We start from the raw sequence: 17,591 nt of genomic DNA on the forward strand, positions 1-17,591 counted from the left end.
TGCACACAGCGCATCAACACGGTGTGAGGATAAATCCGTTTAAATTCACACCATTGTGAGAGAAACCAGCACCAAACAAGCCAGCCTGTTTTCCAGTCACGATAAAAACCCAGCCCGATTCACGAAACGCAACATCAACCCAAGGTTACGAATGGTGCATTACCAGCACGCATGGCTGCATCGCCTTTTTGCCGGGCATGTCGTGGTTCGGCAGTTTTGGAAAAGCGCGGAAAATATTGGAATAACCGTTTTAAAACCATCACTTCCGGCCGGCTGCATGGTCGGTTTTGGGCATGCTTTTTTCCGGTTCATTTCCCTTTCTTAATTCGCGTCAAACGCGCCAGCGCAAATTCCGCTTGACCGTTAAATTACAATCATCATTTAATCACGTTAAATTATGAACATCATTTATTGGCATTTAAACGCCATCTGAAAGGATCACGAATGCGTTATCACCTGTTAGGCAAACATACCGGTTTGCGGATTTCGGAACTGGCATTGGGCACTGGTGCATTTGGCAAAGGCTGGGGATATGGCACCGATCTGGAAGAATCAGGCCGGATTTTGGGCCGATATCTGGATGCCGGGGGCAATTTTATCGATACGGCCGACTCTTATCAGTTTGGTGATTCGGAAGAATGGCTGGGGAAACTGATCACATCGAACCGCAATGACATCGTGCTGGCCAGCAAATACACGATGGGCGCAAGTGCCCAGGGCACATTGGCCGGTAGCGGCAATAGCCGCAAAAACATGGTGATGTCGCTGGAAGCCAGCCTGAAGCGCCTTAATACCGACCATCTTGATATTTTCTGGGTTCATTTCAGCGATAATATGACACCGGGCGAAGAAATTCTGCGCGGGTTCGAGGACCTCGCCCGGGCCGGTAAAATTCTTTATGCCGGGCTTTCGGATTTTCCGGCATGGCGGGTATCGCGCATGGCGACCCTTGCCGAACTGCGCAACACATTACCCATTGCCGCCATTCAGGTTGAACACAGCCTGGTTCAACGTAGCACCGAACATGAATTGCTGCCCATGGCCGATGCCCTTGGTTTGGCAACGCTGGCATGGTCCCCGCTGGGCGGTGGCATGTTAACGGGCAAATATCGCAATGGTGAAAAAGGCCGGGCCGAAGGCCTTGGCGGGCGTGTATTTCAGCCTGAAAACAGTGCGCAGCGCACCGCAATCCTTGATACGGTATTGGCAATTGCCAGTGAAAAAGGTGCAACACCGGGCCAGGTTGCCATTGCCTGGGTTGCCGCCAAAGGCTCCCTTCCCATTATCGGTCCGCGCACGCTGGCCCAGCTTGACGATAATCTGGGGGCGGCTGAACTGGTGCTAAGCATCGATGAAATTGCCCGCCTGGATGACGCAAGCGCGATTGCCCCGATTTTCCCGCACAGCATGATCAATAGTGAACCGCTGCGTAATCTTGCGACCGGCGGAAAACTGTCACAGGTGCACATGCCGACCCAAACCGTTGCCTGACCACCCCTTTCCCTTTACCGGGCCGGGCCACCTTGATACCCGGCCAGCAGGAATTTGACATGCTTGCACATTTTTTATCGCACCGTCTGGACCGGCGGAACATCCATTATGGCTGGGTCATGGCCGCCGTAACGTTTTTGACCATGCTGGGCACCGCCGGGGCCGTGGGCGCGCCGGGGGTGTTTATCGTCCCGCTTGAAAAACAGTTTGGCTGGGATGCTGCCGAAATTTCATCGGCACTTGCCATTCGTTTTGCCCTGTTTGGCATGATCGGCCCCTTTGCAGCTGCCTTCATGAACCGCTTTGGTGTGCGCAAGGTAGTGATGGCATCGCTGCTGATTGTGCTGTGTGGCCTGTTATCGTCACTCGCGATGACGCAACTTTGGCAATTGGTGCTGTTATGGGGTGTTGTTGTGGGCCTTGGCACCGGGCTTACGGCCATTGTTTTGGGGGCAACGGTTGCCACGCGCTGGTTCCATGCCCGGCGCGGGCTGGTGATTGGGTTGCTTACGGCCAGTTCAGCCACTGGCCAATTGGTGTTTCTGCCCATTCTTGCCCGTGTGACAGACCAGTATGGCTGGCAGGCGGCATTGGCGCTGATCTGTTCATTCCTGGCATTTGTTGCCTTTTGTGTCTGGCTTTTGATGCATAATCACCCGGCAGATGTGAACCTGCCTGCTTACGGGGCGGATGACGTAACACCACTGCCCAGCCGAAACAGCAGTCTGGGCCAATTGATGCTTTCGCCCATCACCATCCTGCGCGAGGCAGCACGAACACGTGCCTTCTGGATTTTGTTCATCAGCTTTTTTATCTGTGGTGCCAGCACCAACGGCCTGATCCAGACCCATTTTATCGCACTTTGCGGCGATTACAGCATTGCCGCCGTGGCCGCTGCCAGCATGCTCGCCATGATGGGGATTTTCGATTTTTTCGGCACCATCGGGTCGGGCTGGCTATCAGACCGGTTTGACAGCCGGAAACTTCTGTTCACCTATTATGGCCTGCGTGGGCTGTCGCTGGTTTACCTGCCGTTTTCGGACTTCACGCTTTATAGCCTGTCGATCTTTGCAATTTTTTATGGCCTTGACTGGATTGCCACCGTGCCACCCACGGTAAAGCTGGTGGCGCAAAATTTTGGCGGCATCAAAACCAATGTGGTTTTCGGCTGGATCTTTGCCGGCCACCAGTTAGGTGCGGCCAGTGCGGCCTTTGGCGGTGGTTTGGCCCGCACAACATATAACAGCTACCTGCCCGCCTTTTTCACCGCCGGAATCCTGTGCATTGCAGCGGCCCTTATGATCCTGCTGATGAAAGAAGCCGCCAGCGAAACCACGCCCCCAAAACAGGCAACCGCAAACAGCTAAAACCCGGCACCTGACGAAAACCGGCACAACCTGACAAAGGCCCGATCATCACTGATCGGGCCTTTGTGCGTTTCAGGGTACGCCCATGCACCCTGCCTGTTCAGCAAAATTGAACACTGTCTTTAATTATCACCACCTTCTGCCAACCGATCTTTTTTCAAATACTGATCAAAACGCGCAACGCCCCTGTTGAGGCTTTCTGCAGCGCAACACTGCCAGAACCGAGATCAGATTTATGAAAAAGATTGTCCTGCCTGCGGTCCTGCTTTTGACAACGCCATGTTCTATTCACCCGCTTTGGGCGGCAGAAGATTTAACGCCAGCATCTGCCTTTCAAAACATCCCGGATGACCATCAACGAAGCCTGAAATTGTTCGAAGAAATGGCAAAGGTGCTGACCAGCCCGCGCTGCCTGAATTGCCATCCCGTAAAAGGCGGGCCAACGCAGGGCGACGATATGCATCCGCATAATCCACCCATGGTGCGCGGTGATGGCGATTTTGGCCCACCTGGCATGCATTGTTCAACATGCCATGGCAGCCAGAATGTCGATTTCGCCGGAATATCAGGCTCCATCCCCGGGCATGAACCCTGGCAGCTCGCCCCGGTATCAATGGGCTGGCAGGGATTATCCATCGGCGAAATCTGCCGATCTATCAAAGACCCCAACCATAATGGTGATCGCACCCTGGAAGAATTGATCACCCATCATTCGGAAGACGGACTGGTTGGATGGGCTTGGCATCCGGGGGCCGGGCGCACACCGGCACCCGGCACGCAGGTGCAATTTGGCGAACTGACACGTGCGTGGGTCGAAACTGGTGCTGCATGCCCGGACTGATCGCCACCTCTCCCCACTTGCATCCACACGGGAATACGAACGCCATGATTTACGAGCTTAACATTAATAAGCAGACCTATCAGATAGAGGCCGACGCAGACACGCCGCTTTTATGGGTGTTACGCGATATCCTTGGCCTGACAGATACAAAATTTGGCTGCGGCGCAGGTTTGTGCGGTGCCTGCACCGTTCATATTGATGGCATGGCGCAGCGGGCCTGCCTTACCCCGATATCAGAGGTAACAGATGCCGAAATTTTGACCCTTGCGGGTATTTTGGAAACCGAAACAGGCAAGAAGCTCCAGCAAGCATGGAACGACCTTGATGTCGTCCAATGCGGGTATTGCCAGCCAGGTCAAATCATGTCGGCGGCCGCACTTCTAGAAGAAACGGGCAAACCCTCTGATCAGGATATCAGCAATTCGATGGCAGGAAATATATGCAGATGCGGCACTTATGACCGTATTCGCCAGGCCATTCATCATGCCGCAAGCATAGAGCTGCCACACACGATGGAACCCGCAAAATGACAAAGCCCCAAACATCACCTGTTCGTATTTCACGACGCTTGTTTCTGTTTGGCGGCGCCGCTGTGGGGGCAGGAATTGCGATTGGCATGAATATCCCGCTTGCGATGGCACAGGCTGAGACCTCCAAAACCGGGTCGTTTGAGCCCAATGCGTTTCTTCGTATAGAGGCAGACGGCGATATCATCATTGTGATGCCCTATGTTGAAATGGGCCAGGGCATTTATACGACCGTTGCGATGCTGATCGCCGAGGAACTTGATATCGGCCTGGAACACATCAGGGTTGAACATGCCCCTGCCGACGCCAAACGATATGCCAACCCGATTATGGGCGATCAGGAAACCGATGGTTCAACCTCGCTCAGGGCAGCGTGGCTTCCCATGCGCGAAGCTGGCGCGACAGCACGATTTATGCTGATACAGGCCGCAGCATCGCAATGGGCAGTGAACCCGCAAGATTGCCACACAGATAACGGGCATGTTTTTGCGCCTGATGGTTCATCGCTTTCATACGCGGCCCTTGCCCCGGCAGCCGCAACACGGGGCACCATCCCCAAGGATGTTCCGTTGCGCAGGGATACCAAACATCGCCTTATCGGCAAGAAAATCCATCGTGTGGATTCAGCGGACAAGGTCGCCGGAACTACCCGGTTTGGAATTGATGTTCAATTACCGGGCCTAAAGGTTGCGGCAGTTGCCATGCCGCCAGCAAGGGGGGATCGCATTGCCCATGTTACGGAAAACCATGCGCGTTCCATCCTTGGGGTGCGGGATATCGTTATTCTTGACGAGGTTGTTGGTGTTATCGCCGATCATTGGGCGGCGGCCAATAAGGGGTTGGATGCCCTTTCGATTGAATGGCAAGGCGGACCAAACAGACATTTCAGCACGGAAAACCATTTTGCCAATATGGCAAAGACAGCGGAAGAAACCGGGGTAATCGCCCATCGGGATGGAGATGAAAACGCTGTTTTCACCACCGCCACGATACGCCACACCGCAGAATACCGCATTCCGACGCTTGCACATGCGGCAATGGAACCCCTTAATTGCACGGTTCACTTGCATGGTGGGAAATGCGAAATATGGGTTGGGTCGCAGGCCCCAGCCCGCGCGCAACGCGAAGTCGCCGCCATGCTGGCATTGCCCATCGAACACGTTTTCATTCACAACCAGTATCTGGGCGGGTCATTTGGCCGACGGGCGGAAACGGATAATATTTTACAAGCCGTCAGAATTGCCCAAAAATTTGATCATCCGATTAAAGTGATCTGGAGCCGCGAGCAGGACACCCGCAATGACTGGTATCGCCCGGCTTATCTGGACCGATTGCGGGCATCCCTGAATGAGGCCGGGGAAATTGAAAGCTGGTTTCACCGGGTTGTTGGGGCATCCCCGCTTAGCCGGTGGTTGCCTGCGGCGGTTATTGACGGCAATGACCCCGATGCAACAACCAGCGCAAAGGGGCCTTATGCACTGAAAAATACCTATATCGATTTTGTCCGGCATGAAACGGATGCATTTCGGACTGGTTTCTGGCGCGGTGTTGGCACCACACACAATGTATTCACGGTCGAAAGCTTTATCGATGAACTGGCTACGCTTGCCAGGCGCGACCCGCTGGAATTCCGGCTTGCACATCTGGGTGACCCGCGGCTGATACGCGCACTTGATATGGCAAAAAATGTTTCCAACTGGGGGAAAGACTTGCCTGCCCGCCATGGCCGGGGCGTTAGCATTCTGCAGGATTTTGGCGGCACCATTCTGGTTCAAATTGCCGAAGTATATGTTGATGACAAAAACAGGATCAGCGTCCCACAGGTTTATGCCGTTGTTGATTGCGGAAAAACGGTTAACCCTGATGCCGTGATCGCCCAGATACAGGGGGGTATCAATTTCGGCCTTTCCGCCGCGCTTTATAACGAGGTCACCTTTAAAAACGGGCAGGTTCAACAAGGAAATTTTGACGATTACCCTGTTGTTAGAATGAACGATGCCCCCAAAATCGAGGTTCACGTTATTGACGAAGGTGAGCAACCTTATGGTGTTGGGGAATCTGGAACCTCGGGCATTGCACCTGCTGTGGCAAATGCCATTTTCGCCGTTACCGGCAAACGTATTCGCACTTTGCCTTTAACGCCGGAAAAACTCGCTGATTAATCCACAAAAGGCTGGTTTCAACATCAGCCTTTTGCTTTTTCCAAAAACAGACCCGCGACCCAGTCCAAGAATATCCGCACCAATGGCGAGTTTTTTCGGGAACTGGAAAATACGCCGTAAACCGGGGTGCTTATCTGTCCATGCCCTGGAAAAAGCTGCACCAATTCGCCCGATTGCAGGTAGGGGCGCACCAGGAAATCGGCCAGCCGGACAATCCCGTGCCCCTGTAATGCCAACGAAAGATACTCCCGTGTATCATTCACCGCGAAATGCGCATTCACAGGGATATCACGCCACTCACTATCGATCAGAAATGGCCATTTTTCGCCTGAATACATCGCCCGGTAAAAGTACCCGATCACGTCATGATCAGAAATATCCGCCGGATCGGTGATTTCACCGGCGCGCGCAAGATAGGACGGAGATGCACAAACCAGCCAGTCAAAGGTCGCAAGCCGGCGTGAAATCAGGGATGAATCAACAAGTTCACCGGTGCGAATGACGCAATCTATCCCATCAGCAATGATATCGTGTTGACGGTCGCTAATGCCCATCACCAGTTCTATTGCTGGATATGCTTCACGAAAGGCAGAAAGGGCTGGTGTGATAACAGAATTCGCGATTGATGTTGGCATATCCACACGAAGAACACCGTGCAGGTTATCCACCGCCTGTCGGGTTTCCGTTTCTGCCGCTTCAACATCTTCAAGAATGCTTCGGCAACGATGGAAATAGGCAAGGCCTTCTGGCGTTACCGTAATGCCGCGGGTGGAACGCAGCAACAATGCCGTTCGCAAATGGTCCTCCAATTGCGAAACGGTCATTGAAACAGTCGCACTTGATACGTCAAGGGTTTCTGCTGCTTTGCGCAGACTGCCTGTTTCCACCACCCTGGCATAGACCCGCATCGCCCTAAACAGATCCATGATTTTCCACTCGTTTCTTTGATACGTCGCGTATCACGCCGTTGCCATCATGCCCCGGCATACGCGACCCAGCCCTTGAAGCTTAACCCGGCATAAAACAGGCTGACATTTTCAAAGCCGGCTTCGCGCAGCATGGCTTCTTCCTCTTGCGGGGAAAGAATTGTCAGTCTGGTGGCGATGGCTTCGCAGGCCGCCTCGACTTTGTCAGGGCTCGTGCCGGCAAAGGCAACGTGGCGCGCAATCCAAAGCGACCGTTCGGGTTCTTCCTGGGGAAAGCTGATATGGGCCAATACCAGTGGCGCACCCTTGCGCATACGGGAATGTATGCTTTTAAGGGTTGGCAAGCGTTGGTCGCGCGCGATGAAATGAAAGGTCAGCAAACATAATGCCCCATCAAACGGGCCATCGGGGGCATCATCGATATAACCATGATGCAGACTAACCCGGCTTTCGTGGGCAACCACGGTTTCACGCGCAAGTGCGAGCATATCTGCCGATGGATCAACACCATCAAACCGCCAGCCCGCATGCTGGTCCGCCAGCATTTCAAGTTCCAGCCCGCCGCCAGCCCCCAATACCAGCAACCGCCCCGTATCGGGCATTCGTTCGGCAAGCAGTTGCGATGACATTTTATGCAAGCCATCAAACCCGGGGACCTGGCGCGGCGGCCCCTGATTGTAATTTTGCGCGGCCGTACCTTTAAAGGGTGTCTGGGTCATCACGTTCCTGTCTGGCTGTAAAACATTTCAAGCCCTAATAGGTAGCCTGATTCGTCCTTACAGCAACGGGAAGGATGGGTCAGATATCAGGAATATCTGATGGCACCCTGGGATTTTCGGGCCGAAACTGTTTCGGCAACAGAAATCACCAAAACACAGATAGACATCAAAACCACGGAAATGGCCGATGCAGCAGGTAGGTCACTCCCCGTTTCGGCAATTTTAGAATATAGCACGAGAGGTAAAATATTGACCTGCGTCCCCACCAGCGCCAGCGCCGTTCCATATGCACCAAATGCAACAGCCGATGTCAGGCAAAATGCGGAAACGAAACCGGGAACCAGTTGAGGCAAAAGAATATCAAAATGTGCTCGAAAGCCTGACGCCCCCATGGTTTTCGCAGCCTGAATCTGACTTCTGTCAAAATTGATCAGGGGCGGCAGCAGGATCATGACCACACGCGGGATCAGATAATAGGAATAGGCAAAACCCAATCCAATTGGTGAAAATATCAACCCGCCAACAACAGCAGGGTCCGCCCCCAGCTCAGCCAGCAACATCGTTACAAACCCTGCCCGACCGAAGGTTAGAATGAAACCATAGGCAATAATCAATCCTGAAAATGTCAGCGGCAAAGAAATCAGAAACATCAAAACCGTACGAAAACGTTCCGATTTTTGTGAGATATGCAGTGATACAAAATAGCCGACAAACAGGGAAAAAAGCGGCGCCGCCAGGCCGATAACAAAACTGCCCCGTAACCCTGCCCAGAACACCGGATCGGAGACGACCCTGCCATAGGCAGAGCCACCATCCGAAAACGAGTCAATCACAACAAATATCAAAGGCAGAACGAAAAACGCCCCAAGAAACACCGTCGCGGGTAATGCCAGCCAGAGCAACGTGCCCTTTTGACGTCCAACCATGATTTTCGTTCTCCGCGTCGATGTTTCTGTGGTGTGTGAGGATTTTTTTATTTGCCAAGAACAGCTTTGGACCAGCCTGTATCGATTTCCGCCTTCAGCGCTGTGGCCTTGACGATATCGATCGGGCGGATCTGCGGTGCATCGGGCATTTTTTCCGCCACATCAGCCGAAAGCTTCACCCCCGGTACAGACGGACGAACGTAACCTTCAGCAAAAGTCGCCTGCCCTTCATCTGTCATGATGTAATTCAGCCATAACTGCGCCGCTGAGGGGTTCGGTCCATTTTTAACCATGCTGATGGCATAAGGGGCTGCTGCCGATGCCTCTTTCGGGATGACAACATCAATATCGTCGCCCATGCCATCCTTGTATTTTGCCTTCAGTCCATCATTTTCATAACCAATCCAGATCGGAATTTCGCCCTTGAGAAACTGTGCATAGGGTGTGGTTCCAACGGTGCGTAAAACGTTGCCGTTTTCATGCAACCGGGCAAGGTAATCAATGCCCGGCTGGATATTGTCCATATTGCCGCCATTGCCAAAAGCCGCACCAAAAACAACAACCTGCCCCTGCCCGGTCGAGCGCGGATCAAGATAAACAACGGCGTTTTTGTATTCGGATTTGAGAAGGTCAGCCCAGCTTTGGGGCGTTTCCTTGACCAGTTTTTTGTTCACAAGAAATGCGATATTGAGCTTGTGAACAGTAAACCATTTGCCATCGGTTTCGCGAAGCTCGGGGGGTAATTTGTCAAAATTGACCGGTTTGAACGGTGCGACAACGCCTTTTGCAACAGCATCCAACGCGGAGCCCGCAAAATAATAGGCCGTATCAGCCTGCGGACGATTGCGTGACTTATCAAGGGCAACCACAGTGGCAGCAGAACCAAGGTCATTATAGACCATTTCAACACCGGGATAGCGCGCTTTGAAATTCTTGAACTGTGATGACCAGTTGGCCCAGGTCGGACCGGTATCAAAAGACACAACCAGCCCTTCGTCCTGGGCTTTTTCGTACAATGCCTGCTCACCTTTATAAAGCTCGGGGCCATCAAAGGCGCTTGCGGTGAAAGGCACCAGGGATAAAGCGGCGACCAGCGCTGCCTTGATCTTGAAACTCATCGAAATTCTCCTGACGGAATATTAAGAAAACAAGGTTGAATTAGGCACGAAGAATTCGGATCGCGTCAGAAGCAATCGAGGCTCCTGAAATAGTGCCGCGATAGGCGGTTTCGCCCGTAATGATCTGGTCGCCAACCGCAATATCATAGCGGCGCACTGCGCCAAGAAACCTGTCGCGCACCAGATCACCGCGAAAATGATTAAAGCTTTCCCGGAGTGGTTCATTTTCAGCCGTCTCGCTAACGACAGCTTCTTTTAGCGGTTGCACTACCTCCGGCCGGATAAGAAGAGTTACCTCTGATCCAATAGGCCAATCGGCTGTATTGCAGGTAATATCGCCAATTCGGGTGGTAACAACACCCGCCGCAACGACCTTGCCCTGCCACAGATTTGCTTTCCCGACGAAGGACGCCACTGTTGTATTGACCGGCTGGTCATAAAGATCGCGCGGCGCGGCCAGTTGCAACAATTGGCCTTCATGTATGACCGCAACCCGGTCTGCCATTGAAAGCGCTTCTTCCTGATCATGTGTAACAAGGATTGTCGCAATATTTGCAGTGCGCTGAATATGCGTGATCAGATCACGCATCTCGCCGCGTAACGACGCATCAAGTGCTGACAACGGCTCATCAAGCAACAGGGCTTTGGGTTCATAGACCAATGCCCGTGCGAGCGCGATACGTTGTTGTTGCCCGCCCGATAGGGTCGATGGCATGCGATCGGCTGCATGGTCCAGACCAACATCATGCAAGGCATCTTTTGCACGCTCAATTCTGTCCGTGCGCGGGATGTTGCGAAGCCGAAGTGGATAAGCGATATTTTCCAGAACGGTCATGTGGGGAAAAAGAGCATAAGACTGAAATACGATCCCCAGGTCGCGGTCGCGTGCAGCAACCCCCTTCATATTCCGTCCGGCAATTTCGATATGGCCGCGCTGCGGGTCCATAAACCCGGCCAGAAGCTTCAAAAGTGTGCTTTTGCCCGAACCTGAAGGCCCGATTACAGCCAGCAGTTCGCCGGTTTTCACGTCAAAGCTGATCTCGGTCAAACCGCCTTTGCCATCCGCGTAACGATAGGAGACATTTTCAAAACGGATGGTCATGGACGTGCCTTTTGCCGAAAATGAGAGAAGCGCGCCCCGACAGCGCTCGCCGACGCAGCAAGCAGGGCAAGAACGATCAAAACCACCGTGGCGGCGCAGGCCAGGCCCGTAGCCCCATAAAATGCCTGCAGCAAAACCACCGGATAGGTCCGTGAGAGAAACCCGGCCACAAGATTGGAAATCTGGAATTCGCCAATTGAAATGGCGGTAACCATCATCAGTCCCGAAAGCAGGCTATAACGCAGCGACGGCAGCACAATGTCGCGAAACCGTTGCCAGAAACTTGCACCAAGCGTTTCAGCGACACGCTCCATTTCCGCAATACCAAGGCGATCCATATCGCCCAGCAAGGCCCCCACCAGATAAGGCAGGGTCAGCACAACATGGGCACAAACCAGAAGCCAGGTTGAGCCCAGCCAGGGCGTATAACTGCTTGAAAAAGCAATAATGAAACCGAAACCCAGAACCAGTTCCGGCACAGCAACAGGCAACAGGGTAAAAATTCGCGCTGCCAATCGCACTCCGCGCCGTGTCGCAGAAAACACCGCATAGGCAAAAGGCACTCCCAGCAGCACATTGATGATACAGGTTACAACCACGACCTGAAGGCTGGTCATAAAAGCGCGTTGAAAGCTGGCATCGCTGGCAACTTCCAGATACCAATCAAAAGTCGCACCACTGGGAAGCAGACTGTTCGTCCAGCTTGTTCCGAACGATCCCACAACGAGCAACAGGATCGGCGTTACCAGATAAAGACAATATAAAAAGGTCACCAGGCCCATAAGAATGTCCAAATGGCGAAAACAACATCGAACACCGCCTGTCAGCCCAAAAAGAATGGCCCGACGAACATCGTTCGCGGGCCAAGCTATGCGAGTCTATTAATTTACACAAATGTAAGTTTAATGACATTTCATAACACAAACCACCTTCAGGATGACATCAGGGACTGAAGCCCTAAAAATGCCGACGCAATCCCGGCTAAAACCTCTTCGACATTATTACACCGCACAACGCCGGGCACATCGGGCGCGCTGGGCAATGCGAAAACTGGGCGGCCATAATGCAGACCATAAGCCATTTCCGTAATCGTCCCGTAGCCACCCGCGACAGCGACAAGCACCCTTGCCGATTGCGCGATAATCGAATTGCGCGCCGGGCCCACGCCCGTTGCCAATGGCACAGTGACATAGGGATTTGCTGTTTCAAATCCTTCACCAGGCAACAACCCCAGAACCAGTCCCCCAGCGTTAAAAGCCCCGCGTGATGCCGCCTCCATTACACCTGTGCGACCACCCGTTAAAAGGGTATAACCCACACGTGCCAAGCCTGCACCCAAGGCTTCCGCTTCACCACATTCAGCCTCACTTGCAACCTTTGCCCCGATTACCGCAATAGGAACGCGGCGCACATTTGCCGTCTGAAACAGCCAGTGCACCGCTTCGTCAGCATTCACCGCGCGCAGCTTGTTCGCTGACACAGGCAACATTCCCGCAGCAGGCTCCTGCCAGCACATTGTCCACGGATCAAACACCACCTCCCCGTAACGCAGCACCGAATTTTTCATATCAATATGCAATTGCATGTTGCAGTATCCTTTTCCTGTCGCAATCGAGCCGTCGATTTTGTAAACTATCTTACAAATCGTTACCAGCTAAGATTACAAGGCAAAAAGATGAAATCGCCGACCACCAACGCCTCCCTTACCGATCCAAGCCCCCGTCAGAACGAAATCTTGCAAATCATCCGGGACCAGGGATTTGCAACGCTCGAGGCTCTGGCCGAGACTTTCAATGTTTCGACACAAACCATTCGCCGCGATGTCATCGACCTTAGCAAACAGGGCTTCTTGCAACGTTTTCATGGGGGTGCTGGCCTTCCCAACAATATGGTCCGTCTGGGACATGAGCAGAAAAACCGTCTCTCTCCCGAAGCCAAACAGCACATCGGTGAATATACGGCACACCTGATCCCCAATGGGGCATCGGTTTTTCTCGATGTCGGCACCACGGTCGAGGCCGTCGCCCGTTCGCTTGGCAATCATCGCAATCTGCGGCTGGTCACCAACAGCATGTTAAGCGCCGCAATCATCTCGGCACAGTCCCATCAGGAAATTCACGTTATTGGCGGCATCATTTACGGCAATGACGGCTCAATGGTTAGCAATGACGCTCCAGCCGCGATCCGTCGTTTTGCCTTTGACTATTGCGTAATAGGCTGCTCGGGCTTCGATAAAGATGGCGCGCCGCTGGACCACGACAGACAAAAAGTTGCAATCAAGAATGCCGCCATACGCTCAAGCCGACACAATATCCTTGTCGCCGACCACTCAAAATTCAACTCCCATCCCTTTATGAGAATTGCAGAAGCCACCGATTTCAAAAGCTTTGTCACGGACTTACCACCCCCAGCCCAGATACAGGATGGTCTGACACGGGCGGGAACAAAGATACTTGTGACCAACGCCTAAAGTATCCGTCTTGATCAAGCGGATATTGGCGACCATTTTCTGTCCTGTTTGATCAGGGCGCTTGCCAATACAATCAGCTTTCTCATCAGGCCGGTTAAAGCAACTTTTGCGGGTTACTGCGCTTCTGTCATGGCCTGATATTTCTGTCGGAAATCGGGATTGTAAAGAGCACAGACGAGTGCTGGCATGTAAAGAGCATCGCGCAGGAATTTCCGTCCGCCCTGAATGAATGCCTTGCCGCGCCATTGACCCGATTGGCGGGTCACGGGGCAAGGCCTGCAAGGGATGCGATCTGTTTGTCGATCATGGTGCCGATTTCTAGGCACTCGACCAGAATGGTCATTGCGGTGATGGCGCCAAGACCGAGGAGCAAGCAAAGAATATCAAATGCCCGCGCCTTCTTTGGGGACTGTATGAGCAAGTCCAGCAAGGCTTCTTCAAGTTGGGTAAGTTGGCGTGTAATTTGGTCAAGGCGGGCTTTAGACTGGGGCTTGAGAAGCGGCAGGTTTTTTGTTTTCTCACGGTTCTTAAGCCGGGTACGCTCCTTGATCAGCGCCGTGCGGGCGACCTGCAACTCTTTGAGGAGATGTTGGTTCCTGCCGACGAGTTCATCCGGGGAGAGGTTGAGCGCCCCCCCATCGTTGCCAACATCTGCGCATCGAGAGTGTCGTTCTTGGCTCACGTTCCGCAAGCTTTTGCGAAATGACGCACCTGTAGCGGATTGACCTTTACCGGAGGTAACTTCTCCGACAGGCTGCCTTCAAGGGCACGATGGAAGACGGCAGTTGCCTCATAGACAACAATATCGGGCATCTGCGACCCGATCCAGTGATGCAAGGCGCACAAACCAGTCGAAGAATTAGCAAATTGTACCGTCTCACCGCTTGTCAGGCGATGAACCTCAAGAGTGGCTGTCGAGATATCTATTCCGATGCAGAGGGCTTCGTGCTGCTCTGTATCCGTTCAGGCCTCATGCGAAGACGATGGCTGATTATACTCCAAAGTAGTCCCTTACGACCCAGCCTGTGTCGATCCAGCCGCTGCCCTGGCAGGCCAAGCTTGGTGTGCTTGGGCTTTATCTTCGCCGATGAAGCTCGGAAATAATAAGACAAACAATCCGTGCTTGATGCGGAGGGCAAACCGGTTCTTGGTGAAAACGGCAGGGTTAAAACCCGGGAAGTGCGCCTGGATCGTCCCTAGGTCTTTCATGCCGTTGTGTTCAATGCCGAACAGATCGACGGCCTCGCCCCTTTCATTGCCCCGGAACCGACTTTCTCACCGGTCGAGCGGGCCGAAGAACTGCTCAAACAGGGCGAGGTTCCCATCCTTCATGACCAGAAGGATCGGGCCTTTTACCGCCCGATGAGTGATGAAATCCATCTGCCGCCGCAAAATGCCTTTCACAGCCAATATGACTATTACGCAACCGCTCTGCACGAGCTGGGCCATTCCACCGGCCACCAAAACCGCATGGCGCGGGAGTTCGGGCCGTTTGGCTCCGAGGCCTATGCCAGGGTAGAACTGCGCGCCGAGATTGCCAGCTACATGCTGACCACCGAACTGGGGCTTGGCCATTATCCGGAACGCCATGCCGCCTATGTCGGAAGCTGGATGCGCACCATCAAGGAAGACCGGAACGTCCTGTTCACTGCCGCCCGGGATGCCGAACAGATCCGAAGCTGGGTGAGCCAACCGGAACTGCGTGAACAGCTCAAGCCTGTTCTGGCACAGGAAAAGCAGCAGGAGGCCACCAAAATGGTCCGCAAGAACAGGATTGTGCCCGAACAGCGCGAAGACCTTCCCGGCTGGAATGAAAAGGACGTCCGGGAGAACTGGATGCTCCATGCAGGCCGGCTTGAAAACATGGTCAATATCGATATCGAAAGGATGGTCGAGGCCAAAAACGCCTTTGATCAGATCGATATCGCTGGACAAGGTTCTGACGATCCGGCCATTCGCGAGGGTGCAAAACGGCACCAGCAGGAAACCTTTGCCCGCATGGACAAACTGGGGAACTTTACCACCAGCTATGCCGAACTGCTCTCGGTGATGTATGACGCCCATCCCGATCAGGATCATTTTAAGCCCCTTCGCCCGGACTGGTTCATTCCGGCAGAGAAGCGCGAAAATGACCTGGCCAAAAGCCTGGGCACGGATCCCGCCCGGGGCGTTGCGGATCGGGTCTTTGAGCGACAGGCAGAAAACACGGCAGTCAAAATCAAAGAAGACTGGATGTTACACGCCGCCCGTCTTGATGGTTTGCCCGACGGCGAGGCCCGGGCCCTGAATGATGCAAAGAACTCTTTCCAACGCATCGATGTCTGGTGGCAATATTCTGATGATCCCGACAAAAAAGACCGCTCTTTTAACCAGGAACGGGAAACCTTCACGACGATGGCCGACCTTGCGGGCCGCTCTGCCAAACATGCCGAACTGCTCTCGGCCATGTATGACGCCCATCCTGATCAGGACTATTTTAAGCCGCTGCGCCCGCAATGGTTTGTGCCGGAAGCACAACGCACCAGTGAACTGGTGAAAAGCCTTGGGGCTGATCCGGGACAGAAAATGGCGGACCGGTTTATCGCCGAGCAAAAACAGGCGCGCCAGGAAAGCCGGGCGACGAACCTTGCTGCAACGACCGGACCAGCCTCCCAGCCCAAAGAAGCTGTGGTAAACAATATCGCCCCGGGGACTGAACCAAATACTCCGAAGAAGCGCCATTACCTCAATGTCCCCTATAGCGAGAAGAACGACGCCAAGGCACTTGGCGCGAAATGGGACCGGCGGGCGAAGTCCTGGTATGTGCAGGACGACACTGATCTCAAACCTTTTGCCCGCTGGAACGAACAAACTCTCGAAAAACCGCAATCCCGGATGCGCCCGGAAGAGGAATTTGCTCTGGCCTGCCGTGAAAATGGTCTGGTGATCGAAGGCCTGCCCACCATGGATGGCAAATGGCACCGTGTTTCGGTGGAAAGCGACCGCAAAGGCCAGAAGAGCGGTTCCTATCGTGGTTTTATCGAAGGCATTCCGGCCGGCAATATCGTCAATTACAAATCCGGGAACGAGCCGGTGAAATGGGTCAGTTCGGCTGCCGAGCGCAACCCGGCCGAGATTGAACGCAGCAAGGCCGAAGCTGCCGCCCGCAAGGCGCAAATGGAAGAAAACCTCAAAGCCCAATACAAACAGGTGGCCAAACGCGCCTATGCCATGGTTCAGGGCGCTGATACCGCCAGCAGTGATCATGTCTATCTGCAACGCAAGCAGGTGGGCGGAGAAACGCTAAAACAGGACATTCACAACAATCTGCTGATGCCGATGACCACTGCCAAAGGCTTTATCGAGAATGTCCAGGTCATCACGCCCGATGGCAGCAAACGCTTCCTCAAGGATGGGCGCAAAACCGGGCTGATGCACATGATCCCGGGCACAAAGAAAGGCCCGATCCTGATTGTCGAAGGATATGCCACCGGCAAAAGCCTCAATATGGCCACCGACTATCAGACCGCCATTGCGATGGATAGCGGCAATCTCGCCCCGGTCGCCGAAGCCCTGCAAAAAGCCTTCCCCGACCGGCCCTTGATCATCGCCGCCGATGATGATCATGGGGTTGAAGCCAGACAGGGCATCAATCCCGGTATCAAAGGGGCCGAACGCGCAGCGGCACTGGTGGATGCTGCTGTTATCCGGCCCAACCTCTCCCCGGCGGAGAAACAGGCGGGCCTCACCGACTTTAACGATCTGCATGTCGCACGCGGCATCGACAGCCTGGCCAAAACCGTCAAGCAGCAGATCGAGGAACTGGGCCTAACGCAAAAACTGCAAAAGGCCCGGACCCTGCCTGCCCCCAAACAGCAACAGCGTTCGCAACGCCAACAAGTGGCGATCTAACGCTCAACCGACATGGCCGGCACCAAATTGATGGTGCCGGTCATGTTGCCG

General features: G+C 53.8%; 16 protein-coding genes. 7 read left to right on the forward strand and 9 right to left on the reverse strand.

Annotation, left to right across the window (positions count from 1 at the left end):
• The first annotated feature begins 444 nt into the window (after positions 1–444).
• The 5 genes from CSC3H3_RS12665 to CSC3H3_RS12685 all read left to right on the forward strand — a co-directional run bounded on the left by CSC3H3_RS12665 (position 445) and on the right by CSC3H3_RS12685 (position 6,388).
• Complete coding sequence (locus CSC3H3_RS12665; protein WP_101285049.1) at positions 445–1,491, forward strand: aldo/keto reductase; 1,047 nt, start codon at positions 445–447, stop codon at positions 1,489–1,491.
• Positions 1,492–1,550: 59 nt separating this feature from the next.
• A complete protein-coding gene (locus tag CSC3H3_RS12670) occupies positions 1,551–2,858 on the forward strand; it encodes an MFS transporter (RefSeq protein WP_101285050.1) in 1,308 nt (435 codons plus the stop codon).
• A 235-nt stretch (positions 2,859–3,093) separates the two neighbouring features.
• Entirely contained in the window at positions 3,094–3,699 is a 606-nt protein-coding gene (locus CSC3H3_RS12675) for a hypothetical protein (protein WP_215907498.1), read from the forward strand.
• Between the two features lie 44 nt (positions 3,700–3,743).
• Entirely contained in the window at positions 3,744–4,229 is a 486-nt protein-coding gene (locus CSC3H3_RS12680; protein ID WP_172963423.1) for a (2Fe-2S)-binding protein, read from the forward strand.
• A complete protein-coding gene (locus CSC3H3_RS12685) occupies positions 4,226–6,388 on the forward strand; it encodes a xanthine dehydrogenase family protein molybdopterin-binding subunit (RefSeq protein ID WP_101285051.1) in 2,163 nt (720 codons plus the stop codon). The genes CSC3H3_RS12680 and CSC3H3_RS12685 overlap by 4 nt, the downstream gene beginning before the upstream one ends.
• A gap of 23 nt (positions 6,389–6,411) precedes the next feature.
• Here the strand turns inward: CSC3H3_RS12685 and CSC3H3_RS12690 are convergent, their stop codons facing one another.
• From CSC3H3_RS12690 to CSC3H3_RS12720, 7 genes are all read right to left on the reverse strand, one after another.
• Entirely contained in the window at positions 6,412–7,314 is a 903-nt protein-coding gene (locus CSC3H3_RS12690; RefSeq protein WP_101285052.1) for a LysR family transcriptional regulator, read from the reverse strand.
• A gap of 47 nt (positions 7,315–7,361) precedes the next feature.
• The gene (locus CSC3H3_RS12695) at positions 7,362–8,033 is read right to left on the reverse strand and encodes a class I SAM-dependent methyltransferase (protein WP_101285053.1); all 672 of its coding nucleotides are present in this window, start codon (positions 8,031–8,033) and stop codon (positions 7,362–7,364) included.
• 86 nt (positions 8,034–8,119) lie between these two features.
• Positions 8,120–8,959 carry an ABC transporter permease gene (locus CSC3H3_RS12700; protein ID WP_101285054.1) on the reverse strand — a complete coding sequence of 280 codons (840 nt, stop codon included), beginning with the start codon at positions 8,957–8,959 and terminating at the stop codon, positions 8,120–8,122.
• Between the two features lie 47 nt (positions 8,960–9,006).
• On the reverse strand, positions 9,007–10,077 hold the full coding sequence (locus CSC3H3_RS12705) for an extracellular solute-binding protein (RefSeq protein WP_101285055.1): 1,071 nt from the start codon (positions 10,075–10,077) through the stop codon (positions 9,007–9,009).
• A gap of 40 nt (positions 10,078–10,117) precedes the next feature.
• Positions 10,118–11,179, reverse strand: a complete 1,062-nt coding sequence (locus CSC3H3_RS12710; RefSeq protein ID WP_101285056.1) for an ABC transporter ATP-binding protein — start codon at positions 11,177–11,179, stop codon at positions 10,118–10,120.
• Positions 11,176–11,961 (reverse strand): ABC transporter permease, encoded by a 786-nt coding sequence (locus tag CSC3H3_RS12715; RefSeq protein ID WP_101285057.1) that lies wholly within the window; start codon positions 11,959–11,961, stop codon positions 11,176–11,178. The genes CSC3H3_RS12710 and CSC3H3_RS12715 overlap by 4 nt, the downstream gene beginning before the upstream one ends.
• Before the next feature lie 149 nt (positions 11,962–12,110).
• The gene (locus CSC3H3_RS12720; RefSeq protein WP_101285058.1) at positions 12,111–12,764 is read right to left on the reverse strand and encodes a TIGR00725 family protein; all 654 of its coding nucleotides are present in this window, start codon (positions 12,762–12,764) and stop codon (positions 12,111–12,113) included.
• Positions 12,765–12,854: 90 nt separating this feature from the next.
• Between CSC3H3_RS12720 and CSC3H3_RS12725 the strand changes: the two genes are divergently transcribed.
• Positions 12,855–13,649, forward strand: a complete 795-nt coding sequence (locus CSC3H3_RS12725; protein WP_101285059.1) for a DeoR/GlpR family DNA-binding transcription regulator — start codon at positions 12,855–12,857, stop codon at positions 13,647–13,649.
• 113 nt (positions 13,650–13,762) lie between these two features.
• Here the strand turns inward: CSC3H3_RS12725 and CSC3H3_RS25165 are convergent, their stop codons facing one another.
• Together CSC3H3_RS25165 and CSC3H3_RS24840 are read right to left on the reverse strand one after the other, a co-directional pair.
• Positions 13,763–13,975, reverse strand: a complete 213-nt coding sequence (locus CSC3H3_RS25165; protein WP_425444963.1) for a transposase — start codon at positions 13,973–13,975, stop codon at positions 13,763–13,765.
• Positions 13,912–14,331 (reverse strand): hypothetical protein, encoded by a 420-nt coding sequence (locus CSC3H3_RS24840; RefSeq protein ID WP_215907500.1) that lies wholly within the window; start codon positions 14,329–14,331, stop codon positions 13,912–13,914. Before CSC3H3_RS24840 ends, CSC3H3_RS25165 begins: the two co-directional genes overlap by 64 nt.
• A gap of 533 nt (positions 14,332–14,864) precedes the next feature.
• On the opposite strand from CSC3H3_RS24840, the gene CSC3H3_RS12740 reads away from it, so the two are divergent.
• Positions 14,865–17,540, forward strand: a complete 2,676-nt coding sequence (locus tag CSC3H3_RS12740; protein WP_101285061.1) for a zincin-like metallopeptidase domain-containing protein — start codon at positions 14,865–14,867, stop codon at positions 17,538–17,540.
• Positions 17,541–17,591: the final 51 nt, after the last annotated feature.

The organism is Thalassospira marina, assembly GCF_002844375.1.
In the GTDB taxonomy this organism is placed as follows: Bacteria; Pseudomonadota; Alphaproteobacteria; order Rhodospirillales; family Thalassospiraceae; genus Thalassospira; species Thalassospira marina.